This is a genomic window from Tessaracoccus zhenghani (assembly GCF_054552775.1).
In genome coordinates this window covers 2292085-2306957 of the sequence record NZ_CM137275.1, presented here as the reverse complement: position 1 = coordinate 2306957, position 14873 = coordinate 2292085, and the positions used below count along the sequence as shown (strand labels likewise).

Genomic DNA, 14873 nt, shown 5'->3' with positions numbered 1-14873 from the left:
CACCGGGTTGGAGTATCAGCCGGCGTGGGCCGCCCGGAACTGCGCGGGGGTCAGACGACGCTTGGCGGCGATCGCCGTCACCGAGAAGGTGAGGGCGACGACGCCTAGCAGGAGCGCGAAGGAGGCCAGGCCCACCTCGCCGGTGCCGTCCGCCATGTGGGTGCGGACCAGCTCGAAACCGTTCTGGAGCGGCGACACCGCGCCGATCGGCGAGAGCCAGCCGACGGCCGAGGAGAGGCCGAGGCCCACCGTCACCGCGAGCAGCAGCCCCGAGATCAGCCGCCCGATGTTGCCCAGCCAACCGGCCAGGGCGTGGTTGACCAACGCGAACGAACCGCCCAACAGCATCATCAGCAACACGAGGACCGCGGCCGTGCCCACGCCCAGGCCCAGCACGACCGAACCGATGAGTCCCAGCACGAGGCCTTGGCCGACGACGAGCACCAGAGGCAGCCACACCGTCCGGCCCCAGAGCACGATGCTCGCTGCACGAGAGCTGACGACGTTGCGCGGCACGGGACGCCAGAAGGCGAACGCCGCCAGGGCGCCGAGCCACAGCCCGGCCACGATCAGCAGCGCCGTGGAACCCACCTCCGTGGGCGTGATCAAATCCTTCTCCTCGGCCACCGGCGACGCGGCGACGCTGGACAGTTGCTTGCGGTCCTCGGCCGAGTAGCTGGGCAGCTCCTCGGCGCCCTTCGTCAGCTCGGTGTTGAACAGCTCGAGACCGTCAGAGAGCTGGCCGGCGCCGGACGACAGCTGGCTGAGCCCGCCGCTGAGCGCGTCGGTGCCCTCGGCTGCCGAGCGCACGCCGGTGGTGTACTGGCCGACGCCCGAGACGTACTCTTCAGCGCCGGTCTGCAGCTGCTGGGCGCCCGAGTCGAGCTGCCCCACGCCGCCGGCGAGGCCCGAGGCCCCGTCGGCCAGGCCGCGGGCACCGGTCTGCAGCTGCTGGACACCGGCCGGGAGTTGGGCGATGCCGTCTGCCAGGCTGCGGGCGCCGTCGGCCAACTGAGTGACGCCGGCCGGCAGCGCGCCAACCTGGCTCTTGAGCTGCTGGAGGCCGCCGCCGAGCTGGGTGGCGCCGTCCGAGATGAGGGGGGCGTTGTCGACGAGGGGCTGGGCCTCGCTGACGATCTGGTCAGCGCCGTCACGCACCTGTGTCAGGGCGCCGCTGAGGACGGCCATCTGCTCGGCGGTCTGCGTCGGCAGTTCGGCGACAAGGGTGTCGACCCCGTCAGCCAGCGCGTCGGCGCCGCCGGCGAGTTGTCCCGCGCCGCCCACCAGCGACAGCCCGCTCTGCGGGTCTGGCGTGTTGAGCGCGGCCGAACCGGCGCCGGTGCCGGCCTGGAACCCGCCCTGCACGCCGGCGGCAGCGCCGGCCGCGAACGTCTGGCGGAGCATCTCGCACGTGGCCGCCGGATCCGCCACGGGGCACGTGAAGGCCTGCGCGATCTGGTCTGCCACGGCGGCCACCTCGGCGGGCAGGGGCAGGGCGCCGGAGGCGTAGCCCTGCAGGGCCTGGTCCGCCTGGGTGAGGCCGCCGCTGAGCCCGGCAGCGCCGTCGGCGGTGGCGCGGGCGCCCTGGGCCAACAGATCGAGCTCCGAGGTGTCGACCGGCTGGTTCTCGATGCCGGTGATGATCTGGCTGAGGCCGTCGCTGAGCTGGTCGACGCCGCCGACCACTGCGGCGGAACCCTCGGCGAACTCGGGGAGCCCGGCGAGCAACTGCCCGCCCTGGTCCGCCAGTTGCGTCACGCCGTCGACGAGGGCCGGAGTCTGTCCGGAGAACTGCTCGACGCCGTCTGCCAACTGCTCGGCGCCGTCGACGAGGCGGGGCGCCTGACCGGCGAACTGGTCCACGCCGTCGGCCAGCTGGTCGGCACCGGAGGCGAGCTGGCCGGCGCCTGTGTTCAGGGCGCCGACGCCCACGGCGAGGTCACCCACGCCCTCCGCGAGCTGCGAGCCACCGTCGGCCAGCCTGCCGCCGTTGTCCTTGAGAAGCGTCATGCCGTCGTTGAGCTGGGCGGCGCCGTCGGCCGACTGCTGCGCGCCGTCGGACAGCTGCGATGCGCCGTCCTCCAACTCGGAGACGCCGTCGACGATGGTGCCGAACTGCTCGCCCACGGTGTTGAAGCCCACGTAGATGCCGTCGAGGTACCCCTCCGTGAGCTGCGCGTTGATGGTGTCGGTGGCCATGCGGGCGATCTGCTCGGCCACCTGGGCGTCCGTGACCGGCGCGTTGTCGCTGACCGCCACCTGGATGCCAGCCTGCTCGGCCTTGGCCGCGTCGTTCTCGGACCAGGACGTGGCGTTGGCGGAGAAGTTCTCCGGGATGGTCACGACGGCGGAGAACCGGCCGGACCTGAGGCCCTCGGTGGCGCTGGGCGCATCCGCGAGGGTCCAACTGATGTTGTCGCCTTCGCGCTCCACCATGGCCGCCGTGAGCTGGCGGCCCATGGGGATGTACTGGTCGCCGACGGTGACCGCCTGGTCGAGATTCACGACGGCGGCCTCGATGCGGCTCTCGCCGCCACGGCCGATCAGGCCCAGCATCAGGCCTGCGGCCAGCAGCGGCACAAGGGCCATCGCGACGATCTGTGCAGGGGTGGGGCGGGTGTTTCTCATGCCCTTGTCTCCTCGTGCAGGGGGGTGGCGACGTTCAGCACGCCGTCGGGGGTCAGGTCGATGAGGTGCTCCGCGCTGGCGGCGCCCAGGAGGACGGCGCCCCGCGCACGGGTGTTCTGGATGAGCTGGTCGAGGGCGTCCCGCGCGGCGCCCGGGGTCACCACGTCGACGGAGTCGACGATCACGACGGTGGCCGGACGGGTGCTCTCCAGCGCGGCGGCCACGTCCTCGACATGGGCGAGGTCGAGGTAGGTCACCCGACGGCGGGCCCGGCCTGCCCCTTCGGGCAGCAACGCGCCGGCCACCCGGGCTCGGCCACCGGTGGTCTGGAGCCTGCCGCCCAGCGCCAGGAGGGCGCCGGTGCGGGCGCCGACGGGGCCGACGACACCGGCCACCTGGCCGGGCATCAGCCACAGGGTGAGGGGCTCGACGATGCCCTCCACCTCAAGGTCTTCGGCGTGCAGCGCCGACCCGTCGCCGGGCCATTCCTTGAGCGCCATCTCCTTGGAGAGCACCTCGCCCTCCACGTCGAAGGTGGGCAGCAGGCGGTTCAGCCACGCGGGCAGCCACCAGGCGCGGTCGCCGAGCAGCGTCATCACGGCCGGCACCAGCGTCATACGGACCAGGAACGCGTCCACAGCGACGCCCACGGCCAGCGCGAACGCGATCGATTTGATCGGCCCCATGCCTTCGGGGACGAAGAACGCGAACACGGCGAACATGATCACGGCCGCAGCGGCCACGACCGGCCCTGAGGCGACGAAGCCGCTGCGGATGGCGTCGAGCGCGCTCTTGCCGTGCACGTACTCCTCACGGATCCGGCTGACGAGGAACACCTCGTAGTCCATGGCGAGGCCGAACAGGATGCCCATCAGCAGGAGGGGCAGGAACGAGATGACCGGCATGCCGCGCTCGAGGTTGACCAGCTCCTTCAGCCAGCCGTGGTTGAACACCAGAGTGGTGGCACCGAACGCCGCGCCGACGCTGAGGAGGTAGCCCACCGTCGCCTTCACCGGCACCCACACCGAGCGGAACACGGCGGCCAGGAGGACCAGCGACAGGCCGACCACCAGCAGCCCGAACGGCAGCAGCGCCTGGGTGAGCTTGTCGCTGATGTCGATCTGGACGGCGGTCATGCCGGTGACGTTGGTGTTGACGTCGTACTCGGCCAGCCACTCGTCGTGTCGGTCCATCAGCGCGCGGGCGAGGACGGCGGTCGCGGGGTCGTCCGGGCCGGTGGTGGGAACCACCTGGATGAGGCCCGTGTCGGCGTTGGGGTTGGGGGTGGACAGCGGCACGGAGGCGACGCCGTCCATCCGCTCGATGTCGGCCTTGAGGTCGGCCATGACGCCGAGGGGGTCCGTCGAGCCGATGATGTCGGCGGTCACGACGAGCGGGCCGTTGACGCCCTCGCCGAAGTGCTCCGCCATGAGGTCGTAGGCGATCCGCGCGGGCTGTTCCGCGCGCTGCTGGCCGGCGTTGGGCAGCGACACCTGCAGCCCTACCGTCGGGATCGTCAACGCACCGAGCAGCACGACGACGCTGATGATGGTGGCCACCGGGTGCTTGGTGGTGACGCCCACCCACCAGGCGAAGGCACCCGTCCCGGAACGGGACTTCTTCCTGGCCTTCGGCGCGCGTTCCCGGGGGCGCATCTTCTCGCCCATGAACCCCATCAGCGCGGGCAGCAGGGTCAGCGCGACGGCGACGGCCAGGGCCACGCCGAGCGCAGCGAAGATGCCCATCACGGTGAGGAACGGGATGTTGGCGACGGACAGGCCGAGCAGCGCGATGAAGACGGTGAGACCGGCGAACACGACGGCCGACCCGGAGGTGCCGACGGCGCGGCCGGCCGACTCCTGCGGCTCGAGGCCCTGGCGCAACTGGTCGCGGTGCCGCGACAGGATGAAGAGGGCGTAGTCGATGCCGACGGCGAGGCCGAGCATCACGGAGAGGATGGGCGTGGTGGAGTTGATGGCGAAGACCGACGTCAGCAGGAACATCAGCGCCGTGGTGATGCCGACCCCCATGATGGCGGTCAGCAGCGGCAGTCCCGCAGCAACGAGGGATCCCAGCACCACGGTGAGGACGATGAGGGCCACCACCAGGCCGATGATCTCGATGAGGCTCAGCGCGGGCAGTTCGATGTTGTAGGCCTCGCCGCCCATCGCGACCTCGCTGCCCGGCGGCAGCTCCGTCTGCAGGGCGTCGGCCACCTCGGTGATGGGCGCCAGGTCGTCGGCGGTCGGGGTCACTCCGGAGAACCCGAGGCTCAGCTGGATCAGCGCCGCGCGTTCGTCGTCGGAGACGAGTCCGTCCACGAACTCGTTCCAGGGCGAGGTGGCGCCGTCGGCCTCCACCTCGTCGAGCGCGGCGAAGCTGGCGACAGCGTCCTCGATCTGGGGCCGGTAGGTCTCGACCGACTCGCCCTCGGGGAGCACGATCACCGCCATGGCCGACAAGGCGGCACCCTGCGGGAACGTCATCCTCAGCTTCTCCAACGCCTCCTGGGAGTTGGAGGAGGGGATGTCGAAGTCGTTGTTGAAGCTCCCTGACCAGGCCGCGGCCGCGCCGCCCAGGCCCAGGAGGACCGCCAGCCAGATGGCGAGCACGGTGAGGCGGCGCCGGAAGCACCATTTGCCGACGGCGTAAAGCCAAGCTGACATGAGATTGCCCTATCCTCTGGTGTACCGGCATCAGGATACATCGGTGTACCGATTTCAATACATTCCTGTACCCGTCGCGAAAGTGAGCAACATGACGGTCTTGGACACAGCCCGACGACGGGCCACGCGCGCCCGCCTCGTCGAGGCCGGCATCAGCGAGTTCGGCACCCGTGGCATTGACGCCACCAGCGTCGAGCAGGTGTGTGAGGCGGCCGGCTTCACACGCGGGGCCTTCTACTCGAACTTCTCCAGCAAGGACGACCTCTGCATCGAGATCGCCCAGACCGTGGCCGAGGAGTCGTCGGCCCGGATCCGGGACGCGCTGGCCACCATGCCCGACGAGATCCCGGCGGATAGCATCGTCACCGCCATCCTCGACGTGGCGCACCTGTCCCCCGCACTGCATGCCACAGAGGTGGAACTGTCGCTGCGGGCCGCGCGGGTGCCCGAGTTCGGCGAGCGGCTGCGCGCCACCCGCGCCGGGCTGCTGCCCATGTACCTGGAGGTCGCCGAGCAGGCCGCCGCCCGCGCCGGCGTGCGGTTCACCGTCCCTGTCGCCGATGCGCTGGAGATCCTCGAGACACTGCACTACTCCCCCCGCCAGATCGGCTACAACGAGGAATCCAAGCGGCTCATCACCCTCGCCTCGCAGGCCTTCGTCGAGCCGATCGGGACCGGGGCGTGAGCGCCCGCGTCGAACATCTGGTGACCGCCTCCGGCCAGGGCTTCGAGAACAACGTGTGGCTGGTGGGCGACGGCACCGAGGCCATCGTCATCGACCCGGCCCACGACGCGTCGGCCGTCGTCGAACTCGTGGGCGGGCGGCGCGTCACGCAGATCGTGCTGACACACGGGCACTGGGACCACATCGGTGCGGTGCTGGACTTGGCACCCCTGGTGGGCAGCCCGCCCATCCGGCTCCACGAGGCCGACAGGTTCCTCTGGGACCAGGAGCACCCGGGCGCCGACTTCAGCCCGCTGCTCGACGGCGAGCGCCTCGCCGTCGCGGGGACCGAGCTGGAGGTGCGCCACACCCCGGGCCACACGCCCGGGGCGGTGTCTCTGGTGGCGGAGGATCTCGGCTGCGTCTTCACCGGCGACACCCTCTTCGAGGGCGGCCCGGGCGCCACGCGCTGGGGCTATTCCGGCTTCGAGCAGATCATCGGGTCCATCTCCGAGCGGCTCTTCACGCTCCCCGACGAGACGGTGGTCCACACCGGGCACGGGACCTCCACCACCATCGGGGCCGAGCGCCCGCAGCTCGCTGACTGGATCGCCCGCGGCTGGTAGGGCTCCCGGCCTAGGCCTGGCCGTCAATCGACAGATCGCCTCCGAGCGAGCGCAGCTGATCGATGAACTCGTCCGCCTTGCCCACCTGCTCCAGCAACTCCCGGCGCCGCGCGGAGGCGACCTCCAGGAACTCACGCAGCGCGGCCGAGGTGTCACCGGTGGGCCGGACGCGGTGCTCGTCGGCGGTGGTGAGCAGTTGGCCCATTTCCTCCAGGCTGAAGCCGAGCGGCTTCATCCGCCTGATGAGGAGCAGCCGTTCCACGTCGCTCTCGGTGTAGAGGCGGAAGCCCCCCTCGCTCCGGCCACTGGGGCGCACCAGGTCAACATCGTGGTAGTGCCGCAGCGTCCGGATGGACAGGCCGACGCGTTCAGCAACGGCGCCGATCTGCATCGTCGGGACGAAGGGGGCATGAGCATTCATCCCTCCAGTGTGCCCGAGCGCGCTCAGTGCGCGTCGCCCAGCTGGCCGCTGAGCCTGCCGAGTCGGGCCGCCGACGAGCGGTTGAGCCCGATGATCTCGACGGTCTTTCCCTTGCGGGCATATTTCGTCTGCACGGCGTCGAGCGCGGCGACGGTGGACGCATCCCAGATATGGCTCTCGGAGAAGTCGATGACCACCCGCTCAGGGTCCCCCGCGTAGTCGAACTGGTAGACGAGGTCGTTGCTCGTGGCGAAGAACATTTCGCCGGTGACCTTGTAGACGCGCACGTCGACGGTGCCGTCACCGTCAACATCCGTCTCGGTCACCTTCTCGACGGAGGCGAACCTGGCCACCCGCCGGGCGAAGACGATGATCGCCATGTTGACGCCTGCGATGACGCCATAAGCGAGGTTGTGGGTCGCCACTGTAATGACCACGGTGACGAACATGACGATGTTCTCGCTGTGGGGCATCCGGCGCAGCGTGGAAGGCCGGACGCTGTGCCAGTCCAAGGTGGCCACTGAGACCATGATCATCACCGCGACCAGCGCAGCCATGGGGATCATCCCGACGGCGGGGCCGAATCCCACGACGAGGATCAGCAGGAACACGCCTGCGAGGAACGTGGAGATGCGGGTACGGGCCCCGGACACCTTGACGTTGATCATGGTCTGCCCGATCATCGCGCAGCCACCCATGCCGCCGAAGAAGCCGGAGGCGATGTTGGCCACACCCTGGCCCCAGCCTTCACGAGTCTTGTTGGAGTGGGTGTCGGTGATGCCGTCGACCAGCTTCGCCGTCATGAGTGATTCGAGGATGCCGACGAGAGCCATGGCCAGTGCGTAGGGGCCGATGATCTGCAGGGTCTCCAGCGTCAGCGGCACTTGGGGCAGGAACAGCTCCGGCAGGGAACTGGGGAGCTCGCCCTGGTCCGACACCGACGGCAGGTCCCATCCGGAGGCGACGACCAGCACCGTGATCACCACGATGGCCACCAGGGGCGCCGGCACTGCGGTGGTCACACGAGGGAGCAGGATCATGATGAGTAGGCCCAACGCCACCATCGGGTAGACGAGCCACGGCACCCCCAGCAGCTGGGGCAGTTGAGCCAGGAAGATCAGGATGGCCAGTGCGTTGACGAAGCCCACCATCACCATGCGCGGCACGAAGCGCATGAGCTTCGAGACACCGATCAGCGACAGGACGATCTGAAGGACACCGGCGAGGATCACGGTGGCGATGAAGTAGTCCATCCCGTAATCACGGGCCACGGGCGCAATCACCAGCGCGATGGCGCCGGTCGCCGCCGAGATCATGGCGGGGCGCCCACCCACGATCGCGATGGTCACTGCCATCACGAAGCTCGAGAAGAGACCAACCCGCGGGTCGACACCGGCGATGATCGAGAAGGAGATGGCCTCGGGAATGAGCGCCAGCGCAACCACCAGGCCCGCGAGCACCTCCACCTTGAGCCGTCGCGGGGTGCGAAGCGCAGCCCAGGTCGACGTCTCGCGTTCACCGGCCTCGGGGACGTAAGGGAAGCGGTCCTGCACAGGGGTCGACGCACTCGGCTCAGCCATACTGCTCCTTCTGAGGTGATCGCCGACGATCATCGGCCCGTGAACTCTAACGCAACGAGAGAGTTGGGAGAAATTGAACCATCACCGATGCGGCCAAGCGGGTAGATTGGCGGCCATGATGCGCAAACTGTTGTGGCTCGTCGGGTTGATCACCCTGGCCTGCGTCGTGGTGGGGGCGGTGGACCGTCGGCAGGCCGCGCGTCGCCGCGAGCTGTGGGCCGAGGCGACCGACTGACACCGGCGTTCAGGACGCGCGGGTGAGGTCTTCCGTGCCGCGTTCGAACGTGGCGTGCCCCAGACGGGCCCCTGCGCCGAACAGCACGCCGGCGCAGACCATGTACCCCACCCCGATGCCGACGAAGGCCGCCGTCGACAGCCCCGTGGTGGGCAGCACGAAGGCCGCCACGACCCCAGCGGTGACGAACGCGGCGTTGAAGAGCATGTCGTAGAAGGTGAAGACGCGACCCTTGTACTGCTCTTCCACGTGCGACTGGACGATGGTGTCCACACAGACCTTGAACGCCTGGACGGCGAGGCCGACGAAGAAGCTGGCCACGAAGACCACGGGCTTCGCGGAGCTGATGGCCAACGCCGCCGAGGTGGCCGTGCCGAGCAGGAGCACCGCGGTCGAGGTGCGACGCAGCCCCAGCCACCGCACCATGACGGGCACCACGGGTGCGGACAGGATGAAGCCGGCGCCGGTGGCCAGGCCCCAGACCGTCAGGTCGGCGAGCGCCAGTTCCGGGCGGCCCGAAGGGTGCCACAGGTGCCTGGCGGCGAGGATGACCGCGACGCTGAGCAGGCCGAACAGCAGCCGTGTGGCGGCCATCAACAGCAGCGCCAGGAGCGCGACGGGACGGGTGCGCAGATGGCGGGCGGCATCTGCCAGGCCAGCCACCACCTCCGTGGTCGAACCACGCCTGACGGCGGTGGAACCCACGCCGCCAGCGGCTGGGTCAACGGGGCCGGGGCCAAGGGCGTCGCGGTGGAAGCCGCGGCACACCAGCACCGAGCCGACGAACATCACCGCCGACAACCCGAACACCATGGCATCGGCCCTGTTGGCCCCCAGCGCGTCGCCGAGCGCGAACCGGGCGGCGAAGCCGGCGACCGCGCCGATGACGACCCCGATGGGTCCCACCGTCGGCACGATCGACGACGCCGTGAGGTACTCGTCCTGCTCGACGGTGTGCTGCAGCCCGGCCGACAGCCCGGCCAGCATGAACCGGTTGATGCTCATCGCGACCAGCAGGGCGCCGAACAGCACGACGGCCCAGCCCCCCGTCGTGGCCCCCGTGGCGATGATCACGCCGATGGTGGCGGCGAGGACCGCCCGGGTGAGGTCCGAGTAGAGGGCGACGTTGCGTCGCGACCAGCGGTCCAGCAGCGGCGACACGAACGGGCCGATCACGGTGAACGGCAGCAGGGTGAGCGCCAGCACCCCCGCGATCGCCCAGGCGCTGGCCTGCGACTGTGGGGAGAACAGGATGTAGCTGGCCATCCCCACCTGGAGTGTGCCGTCAGCAGCCTGGCTCAGGATCCGCAGGGTCAGCAGCCGACGGAAGGCTGCGTGGCGCCAGAGTCGCCTGAGGGCGCTGATCAGCTGCACGTCAGTAGTCGCCGGCCTCGGCGTGCGCGCGCTCCGCCTTCTCGACGGACCAGTTGGCACCGACCTCTTCCATCATGGCCTCGACCTTCTCGCGGTCGAAGCGCATGAGGGCGTTCTGCGCTGTCAGCATCTCCTCGTACTTGGCGGTGCGCTCGCCCGGCTCGCCCTGGTAGTCGTGGCTCAGGTAGCCGTGGGCCAGGCGGTCCACACGGCGGACGGCGGCCATGAGCTTGCCCTTGGGCGAGACCAGCGACGCCACGACCGTGAGCGTCAGCACGCCGATGATGACGGGCAGTGAGGTGTACGCGTCGAACGTGAACACGTTGACAGGCTCACCGTCGTTGATGAAGAACAGCGCGTTGGTGTGCAGCGCCTCGAGCACCAGCTTGACGCCGATGAAGCCGAGGATGATCGACAGGCCGTACTTCAGGTAGACGAGGCGGTCCAGGAGCCCGTCGATCAGGAAGTACAGCTGACGCAGACCCATCAGCGAGAACGCGGTGGCGGCGAACACGATGTACACGTTGGTGGTGACCGCGTAGATGGCGGGGATGGAGTCGAGCGCGAACAGGATGTCCGTGCCGCCGATGGCCACCATCACGAGCAGCATGGGGGTGAGGACCCGGCGGCCGTTCTCCATGGTGAAGAGCCTGTCGCCGTCGTAGTGGTCCGTGGTGTGGAGGAAGCGCTTGGCGAGGCGGATGATGAAGTTGTCCGCCTCCGAGTCTTCCTTCTCCGGCGCCAGCAGCTTGCCAGCCGTCACGATGAGGATCAGGCCGAAGAGGTAGAAGGTCCAGGTGAAGTTGTCGATCATCGCCTTGCCGGCGAAGATGAAGGCCGAGCGGGCGATCAGCGCGAAGACGATGCCGAACAGCAGCACCTTCTGCTGGTCCGCGCGAGGCACGGCGAAGCTGGAGATGATCACCAGGAAGACGAAGAGGTTGTCAACTGACAACGCCTTTTCCAGCAGATAGCCGGAGAAGTACTCCACGCCCATGGTGGTGCCACCGAAGATCAGCAGGATGACACCGAAGAGGATCGCCACCCCCACGTAGAAGGCCGACCAGATGGTGGCCTCACGCAGGGTGGGTTCGTGCGCCTGCCGCACGTGGAAGAAGAAGTCGAACGCGAGAAGGGCCAGAATGGCGACCAGAGTGATCGCCCAGACCCAGAGGGGCACGTTTGTCGACACGCAAAAGCTCCTGACTGGCGAGAAAGCGGGGTTTCTGCCATCGGTACCCTTCAGGGCCAACGTCGATGACTCATCAAGTCTACCGTCCGGCACCGCCAGCCCGGAAACGCCGGAAGCCACCGCGCGTTCTGCGAGGGCTGTCGTCACCCTTGGGTAGCCTGGGGTGGCGCCGAAGAGGAGGTCCCTGATGCGTCGACTACTGGCCGCGGCACTGACCGCCGTCCTACTCGCCTCGGGCTGCGCCCCGGGCGCCGACGGTGACTCGCCCCAGCCGCAGGAGTCGCCGACGGCCGCAAGCCCAGCCGGTGACGTGCCGGCCGCAGATTCCGTCCTGGCGGAAGTGGCCGCGGCCCTGACTGCCAGGGATGTCTCCAAGCTCACGATGTCGGCCAGCAACGCCGCGGCGCAGGCCGAACTCGAAACGATCTTCGCCGGCATGGATGGCATCTACCCCACGTTCGAACCGGGCGAGCTGACCTACCAGGGTGAGGGCGCCGTCGGCACCTTGACGGTGACGTACCCGCTCGGCGTGGACGGCTGGACCTACGCCACGCCCGCCGCGTTCACGCTCCGCGACGACCAGTGGGTGCTTGAGTGGTCGCCGACGTTGGCGCACCCTGAGCTGACGGGGTCGACGCGGTTGCGCTTCACGCAGGAGGAGGCCAAGCGCGGGCCGATCAACGACAACACCGGCCTTGCGCTGGTGGAGGAGCGCGCGCTCTACGAGGTGGGCATCGACAAGGCCGCGCTGGCCGAAGCCGAATGGGCCACCTCCGCCGCCCAGCTGGCCACCCTCCTGGGCGCCGACGCGGAGGCCTTCACGGCCAAGGTGCTGGGCGGCGGGCCGCGGGCGTTCGTGATCGCCAAGACGCTGCCCCAGTCGGAGATCCCCGCCGGGGTCGCCGATGTGCCGGGCCGGCACGTGCGCGAGATCCGTGCGGTGCTGGGCCCCAGCTCGACGTTCGCGGCGCCCATCCTGGGCGCGATCGGGGAACCCACCGCGGAGATGATCGAGAAGTCCGGCGGCAAGCTCACCGTCAACGACCGCGTGGGCATCTCCGGCCTGCAGCTGCGCTACGACGAGCAGCTCCGCGGAGTGCCCCTGATCCGGGTGGACCTGGTGTCCAGGGCGGCGGAGGAGGGCGCGTCGCCGTCGCCCACCCCCATGGAACCTCGCCCGCTGTTCCTCCAGGACGAATCCGTCAGCGAAGGCATCGACCTCAGCATGGACCGTGACCTGCAGACAAAGGCCGAAGCGGTCCTCGCGGCGCAGCCCGGTCTCGCGTCGCTCGTGGTGATCAACCTGGCCGACGGTGGGTTGCTCGCGGCGGCCCAGTCGCCGTCGGGTGGCACCTATCCGCACGCCACGTTCGGCAAGTTCGCTCCCGGTTCCACGTTCAAGGTCGTCTCGTCGCTGGCGATGCTGCGGCACGGGCTGTCGCCGTCGTCGACGGTGCAGTGCCCGCCCACGCTCGCCATCGACACCTACACCTTCGGTAACTACACCGGCTACAGCCACACCGGCGCCATCACGCTCACGGATGCCTTCAAGTACTCGTGCAACACGGCGTTCGTCGCGGGCGCAGACACCGTCACCTCGGACCAGCTGGCCGCTGCCGCCGGTTCGCTGGGCGTGGGCACCGATTACGACGCCGGGTTCACGTCGAACTTCGGCACAGTGGCGCCGAGCAACCGGATCGACCGGGCCGCGTCGATGATCGGCCAGGGCCAGATCACGATGTCGCCGTTGGGCATGGCGGCGGTGGCCGCTTCCGTGGGCGCCGGCCGCACCGTCGTGCCGTGGCTGGTCAAGGGCCACCAGGCGTCGCCGACGGCCGCTCCGCTGGCGGCCGCCGAGGCGCAGAGCCTCCAGGCCATGATGAAGGCGACGGTGGACACCGGCACCGCGCAGTCCCTGAAGGGCAAGATGATCGGCGCCAAGACGGGCACCGCCCAGTGGGGACCGACGGGCAACCAGCAGACGCACGCGTGGATGATCGCCTACAACGACAAGGTGGCGGTGTCGGCGTTCGTGGAGGTCGGCGACAGCGGCGGCACCACCGCGGCGCCCCTGATCACGGCTCTGTTCAGCTGACGAAGGCCGCGTAGTCGGCCTGGAGCACCTCGGCCACCGCTTCGGGGTCCTTCTGGCCGCCGATCAGTTCCTGGAACGCCGCGCCCGCGGTGTCGCCGAAGCTGGGCGTCGCGTAGTCCAGATAGGGCAACAGCGTGCCCCGCTGCGACACGGCCTCAAATTCCACGAAGACGTCGTGCAGCACCCCGGTCTCCGGCGCCAGCTCGCCTGCCCGCAGCACGGGGAGCCCGCCGTTGGCCGCGACCGTCTCCATGGCCCCTTCGTTGGTGATGAAGTCCAGATAGGCGGCCGCGACCTCCGGATGGGCCGCCCTCGACGGGATGGACCACGGGATGCCGGTACCCCCGGTGGTGGCCAGCGCACCGTCGAGGCCCATGGGCGGAGCCATGAAGCGCAGTCCCTCGCCCACGGCATCCTGCAGGTCGGTGGCGAGCCAACTCCCGGCCGGCAGGAAGGCCGCCTTGCCCTCGGCGAAGTGGAGCCAGGCCGAGTCGTAGTCCGTGCCGTTGGGAGAGTCACCCAGGTAGTCCTCCGCACCCCAGGCGGCGAACTTCGTGAGCGCCTCGAGGTTCGCGGCGCTGGTCCAACTGGCCCCCGAGTTGCCCATGCCGAGCTTGATGATGTCGTCCGTGGGCACGTAGGCGGCCTGGAGCGGCCCGAACACATGGAGGGCGGGCCACTTGTCCAGGTTGCCGAGCACCATCGGCTGCAGCCCGTCGCCGCGCGCCGCGTCGAGCAGGGCGAAGTAGCCCTCCCACGTTCCGGGGGCCTCGCCGCCGAGCCTGTCCAGGGTCGCCTGCCGGTAGTACAACCCGACGATCTCCCCCGTCTGCGGCACTCCGTAGAGGTTCCCCTCCCCGAAACTGACCGCATCCGGTGAGTAGCGCATCTTGCCCAGCACCGAGCCGGCGAACCGGTCGTCCCAGCCGTAGGCGGCCGCGAACCCGGAGAGGTCGAGGATCTGACCCGCACGGACGAAGGCCCCCATGTCGGCCCGGGCGTTGTTGACCTGCATCACGTCGGGCACATCGTTGCCGGAGAGCGCGAGTGTGACCTGCTTGCGGAGGTCGTCGAAGGACTGCGACAGTCGCCGGATCGTCACGTTGGGGAACGCGTCCTGGAAGCCCTGGTTCAAGGCCTCCATCGTGGCGTTCTGACCCCCGCGGACCTCCTGGTCCCACACGGTCAACGTGACGTCGCCGAGCGACGCGATGTCAGGGTCCGCGACGGCAACAGGCTGGGAGCTGGCAGTCGGTTCCTGATGGGAGCCGGGCGCGCACGAGACCACGGTGCTGCCTGCGGCAACAGTGAGGAACGTGCGTCGCTTCATGGGTGCCTTCTCAGTGACTGGGCTTCCAAGAATGCCAGCCCGGCGCAGTGCCCATCGGCCGG

General features: G+C 69.4%; 10 protein-coding genes. 3 read left to right on the top strand and 7 right to left on the bottom strand.

Going from position 1 to position 14873, the window contains the following annotated elements; genetic code table 11:
- Nucleotides 1-15: 15 nt before the first annotated feature.
- Both ACX1DX_RS10935 and ACX1DX_RS10930 read right to left on the bottom strand, forming a co-directional pair.
- The gene (locus tag ACX1DX_RS10935) at nucleotides 16-2628 is read right to left on the bottom strand and encodes a hypothetical protein (RefSeq protein ID WP_459396632.1); all 2613 of its coding nucleotides are present in this window, start codon (nucleotides 2626-2628) and stop codon (nucleotides 16-18) included.
- On the bottom strand, nucleotides 2625-5294 hold the full coding sequence (locus ACX1DX_RS10930) for an MMPL family transporter (protein ID WP_459396631.1): 2670 nt from the start codon (nucleotides 5292-5294) through the stop codon (nucleotides 2625-2627). The genes ACX1DX_RS10935 and ACX1DX_RS10930 overlap by 4 nt, the downstream gene beginning before the upstream one ends.
- A 91-nt stretch (nucleotides 5295-5385) precedes the next feature.
- Here ACX1DX_RS10930 and ACX1DX_RS10925 point away from each other — a divergent pair, with 91 nt between their 5' ends.
- Both ACX1DX_RS10925 and ACX1DX_RS10920 read left to right on the top strand, forming a co-directional pair.
- A complete protein-coding gene (locus tag ACX1DX_RS10925; RefSeq protein WP_459396630.1) occupies nucleotides 5386-5979 on the top strand; it encodes a TetR/AcrR family transcriptional regulator in 594 nt (197 codons plus the stop codon).
- Nucleotides 5976-6584 (top strand): MBL fold metallo-hydrolase, encoded by a 609-nt coding sequence (locus tag ACX1DX_RS10920; protein WP_459396629.1) that lies wholly within the window; start codon nucleotides 5976-5978, stop codon nucleotides 6582-6584. Before ACX1DX_RS10925 ends, ACX1DX_RS10920 begins: the two co-directional genes overlap by 4 nt.
- A gap of 10 nt (nucleotides 6585-6594) precedes the next feature.
- Here ACX1DX_RS10920 and ACX1DX_RS10915 read toward each other — a convergent pair whose 3' ends face one another.
- From ACX1DX_RS10915 to ACX1DX_RS10900, 4 genes are all read right to left on the bottom strand, one after another.
- On the bottom strand, nucleotides 6595-7005 hold the full coding sequence (locus ACX1DX_RS10915) for a MerR family transcriptional regulator (protein ID WP_459396628.1): 411 nt from the start codon (nucleotides 7003-7005) through the stop codon (nucleotides 6595-6597).
- A gap of 23 nt (nucleotides 7006-7028) precedes the next feature.
- Nucleotides 7029-8585 (bottom strand): SulP family inorganic anion transporter, encoded by a 1557-nt coding sequence (locus tag ACX1DX_RS10910; RefSeq protein ID WP_459396627.1) that lies wholly within the window; start codon nucleotides 8583-8585, stop codon nucleotides 7029-7031.
- 244 nt (nucleotides 8586-8829) lie between these two features.
- Nucleotides 8830-10194 (bottom strand): MFS transporter, encoded by a 1365-nt coding sequence (locus ACX1DX_RS10905; RefSeq protein ID WP_459396626.1) that lies wholly within the window; start codon nucleotides 10192-10194, stop codon nucleotides 8830-8832.
- A gap of 1 nt (nucleotide 10195) precedes the next feature.
- Nucleotides 10196-11386, bottom strand: a complete 1191-nt coding sequence (locus tag ACX1DX_RS10900; RefSeq protein ID WP_459396625.1) for a TerC family protein — start codon at nucleotides 11384-11386, stop codon at nucleotides 10196-10198.
- A gap of 187 nt (nucleotides 11387-11573) precedes the next feature.
- On the opposite strand from ACX1DX_RS10900, the gene ACX1DX_RS10895 reads away from it, so the two are divergent.
- Nucleotides 11574-13481 (top strand): penicillin-binding transpeptidase domain-containing protein, encoded by a 1908-nt coding sequence (locus ACX1DX_RS10895; protein WP_245244048.1) that lies wholly within the window; start codon nucleotides 11574-11576, stop codon nucleotides 13479-13481.
- Here the strand turns inward: ACX1DX_RS10895 and ACX1DX_RS10890 are convergent.
- On the bottom strand, nucleotides 13474-14811 hold the full coding sequence (locus ACX1DX_RS10890) for an ABC transporter substrate-binding protein (RefSeq protein ID WP_459396624.1): 1338 nt from the start codon (nucleotides 14809-14811) through the stop codon (nucleotides 13474-13476). The two genes, ACX1DX_RS10895 and ACX1DX_RS10890, sit on opposite strands and share 8 nt — an antisense overlap.
- Between the last annotated feature and the right edge of the window lie 62 nt (nucleotides 14812-14873).

Coding starts and splice junctions, on each gene's coding strand:
- ACX1DX_RS10915 (WP_459396628.1), bottom strand. CDS start 7,005: ATGAATGCTCATGCCCCCTTCGTCCCGACGATGCAGATCGGCGCCGTT.
- ACX1DX_RS10930 (WP_459396631.1), bottom strand. CDS start 5,294: ATGTCAGCTTGGCTTTACGCCGTCGGCAAATGGTGCTTCCGGCGCCGC.
- ACX1DX_RS10890 (WP_459396624.1), bottom strand. CDS start 14,811: ATGAAGCGACGCACGTTCCTCACTGTTGCCGCAGGCAGCACCGTGGTC.
- ACX1DX_RS10925 (WP_459396630.1), top strand. CDS start 5,386: ATGACGGTCTTGGACACAGCCCGACGACGGGCCACGCGCGCCCGCCTC.
- ACX1DX_RS10935 (WP_459396632.1), bottom strand. CDS start 2,628: ATGAGAAACACCCGCCCCACCCCTGCACAGATCGTCGCGATGGCCCTT.
- ACX1DX_RS10895 (WP_245244048.1), top strand. CDS start 11,574: ATGCGTCGACTACTGGCCGCGGCACTGACCGCCGTCCTACTCGCCTCG.
- ACX1DX_RS10910 (WP_459396627.1), bottom strand. CDS start 8,585: ATGGCTGAGCCGAGTGCGTCGACCCCTGTGCAGGACCGCTTCCCTTAC.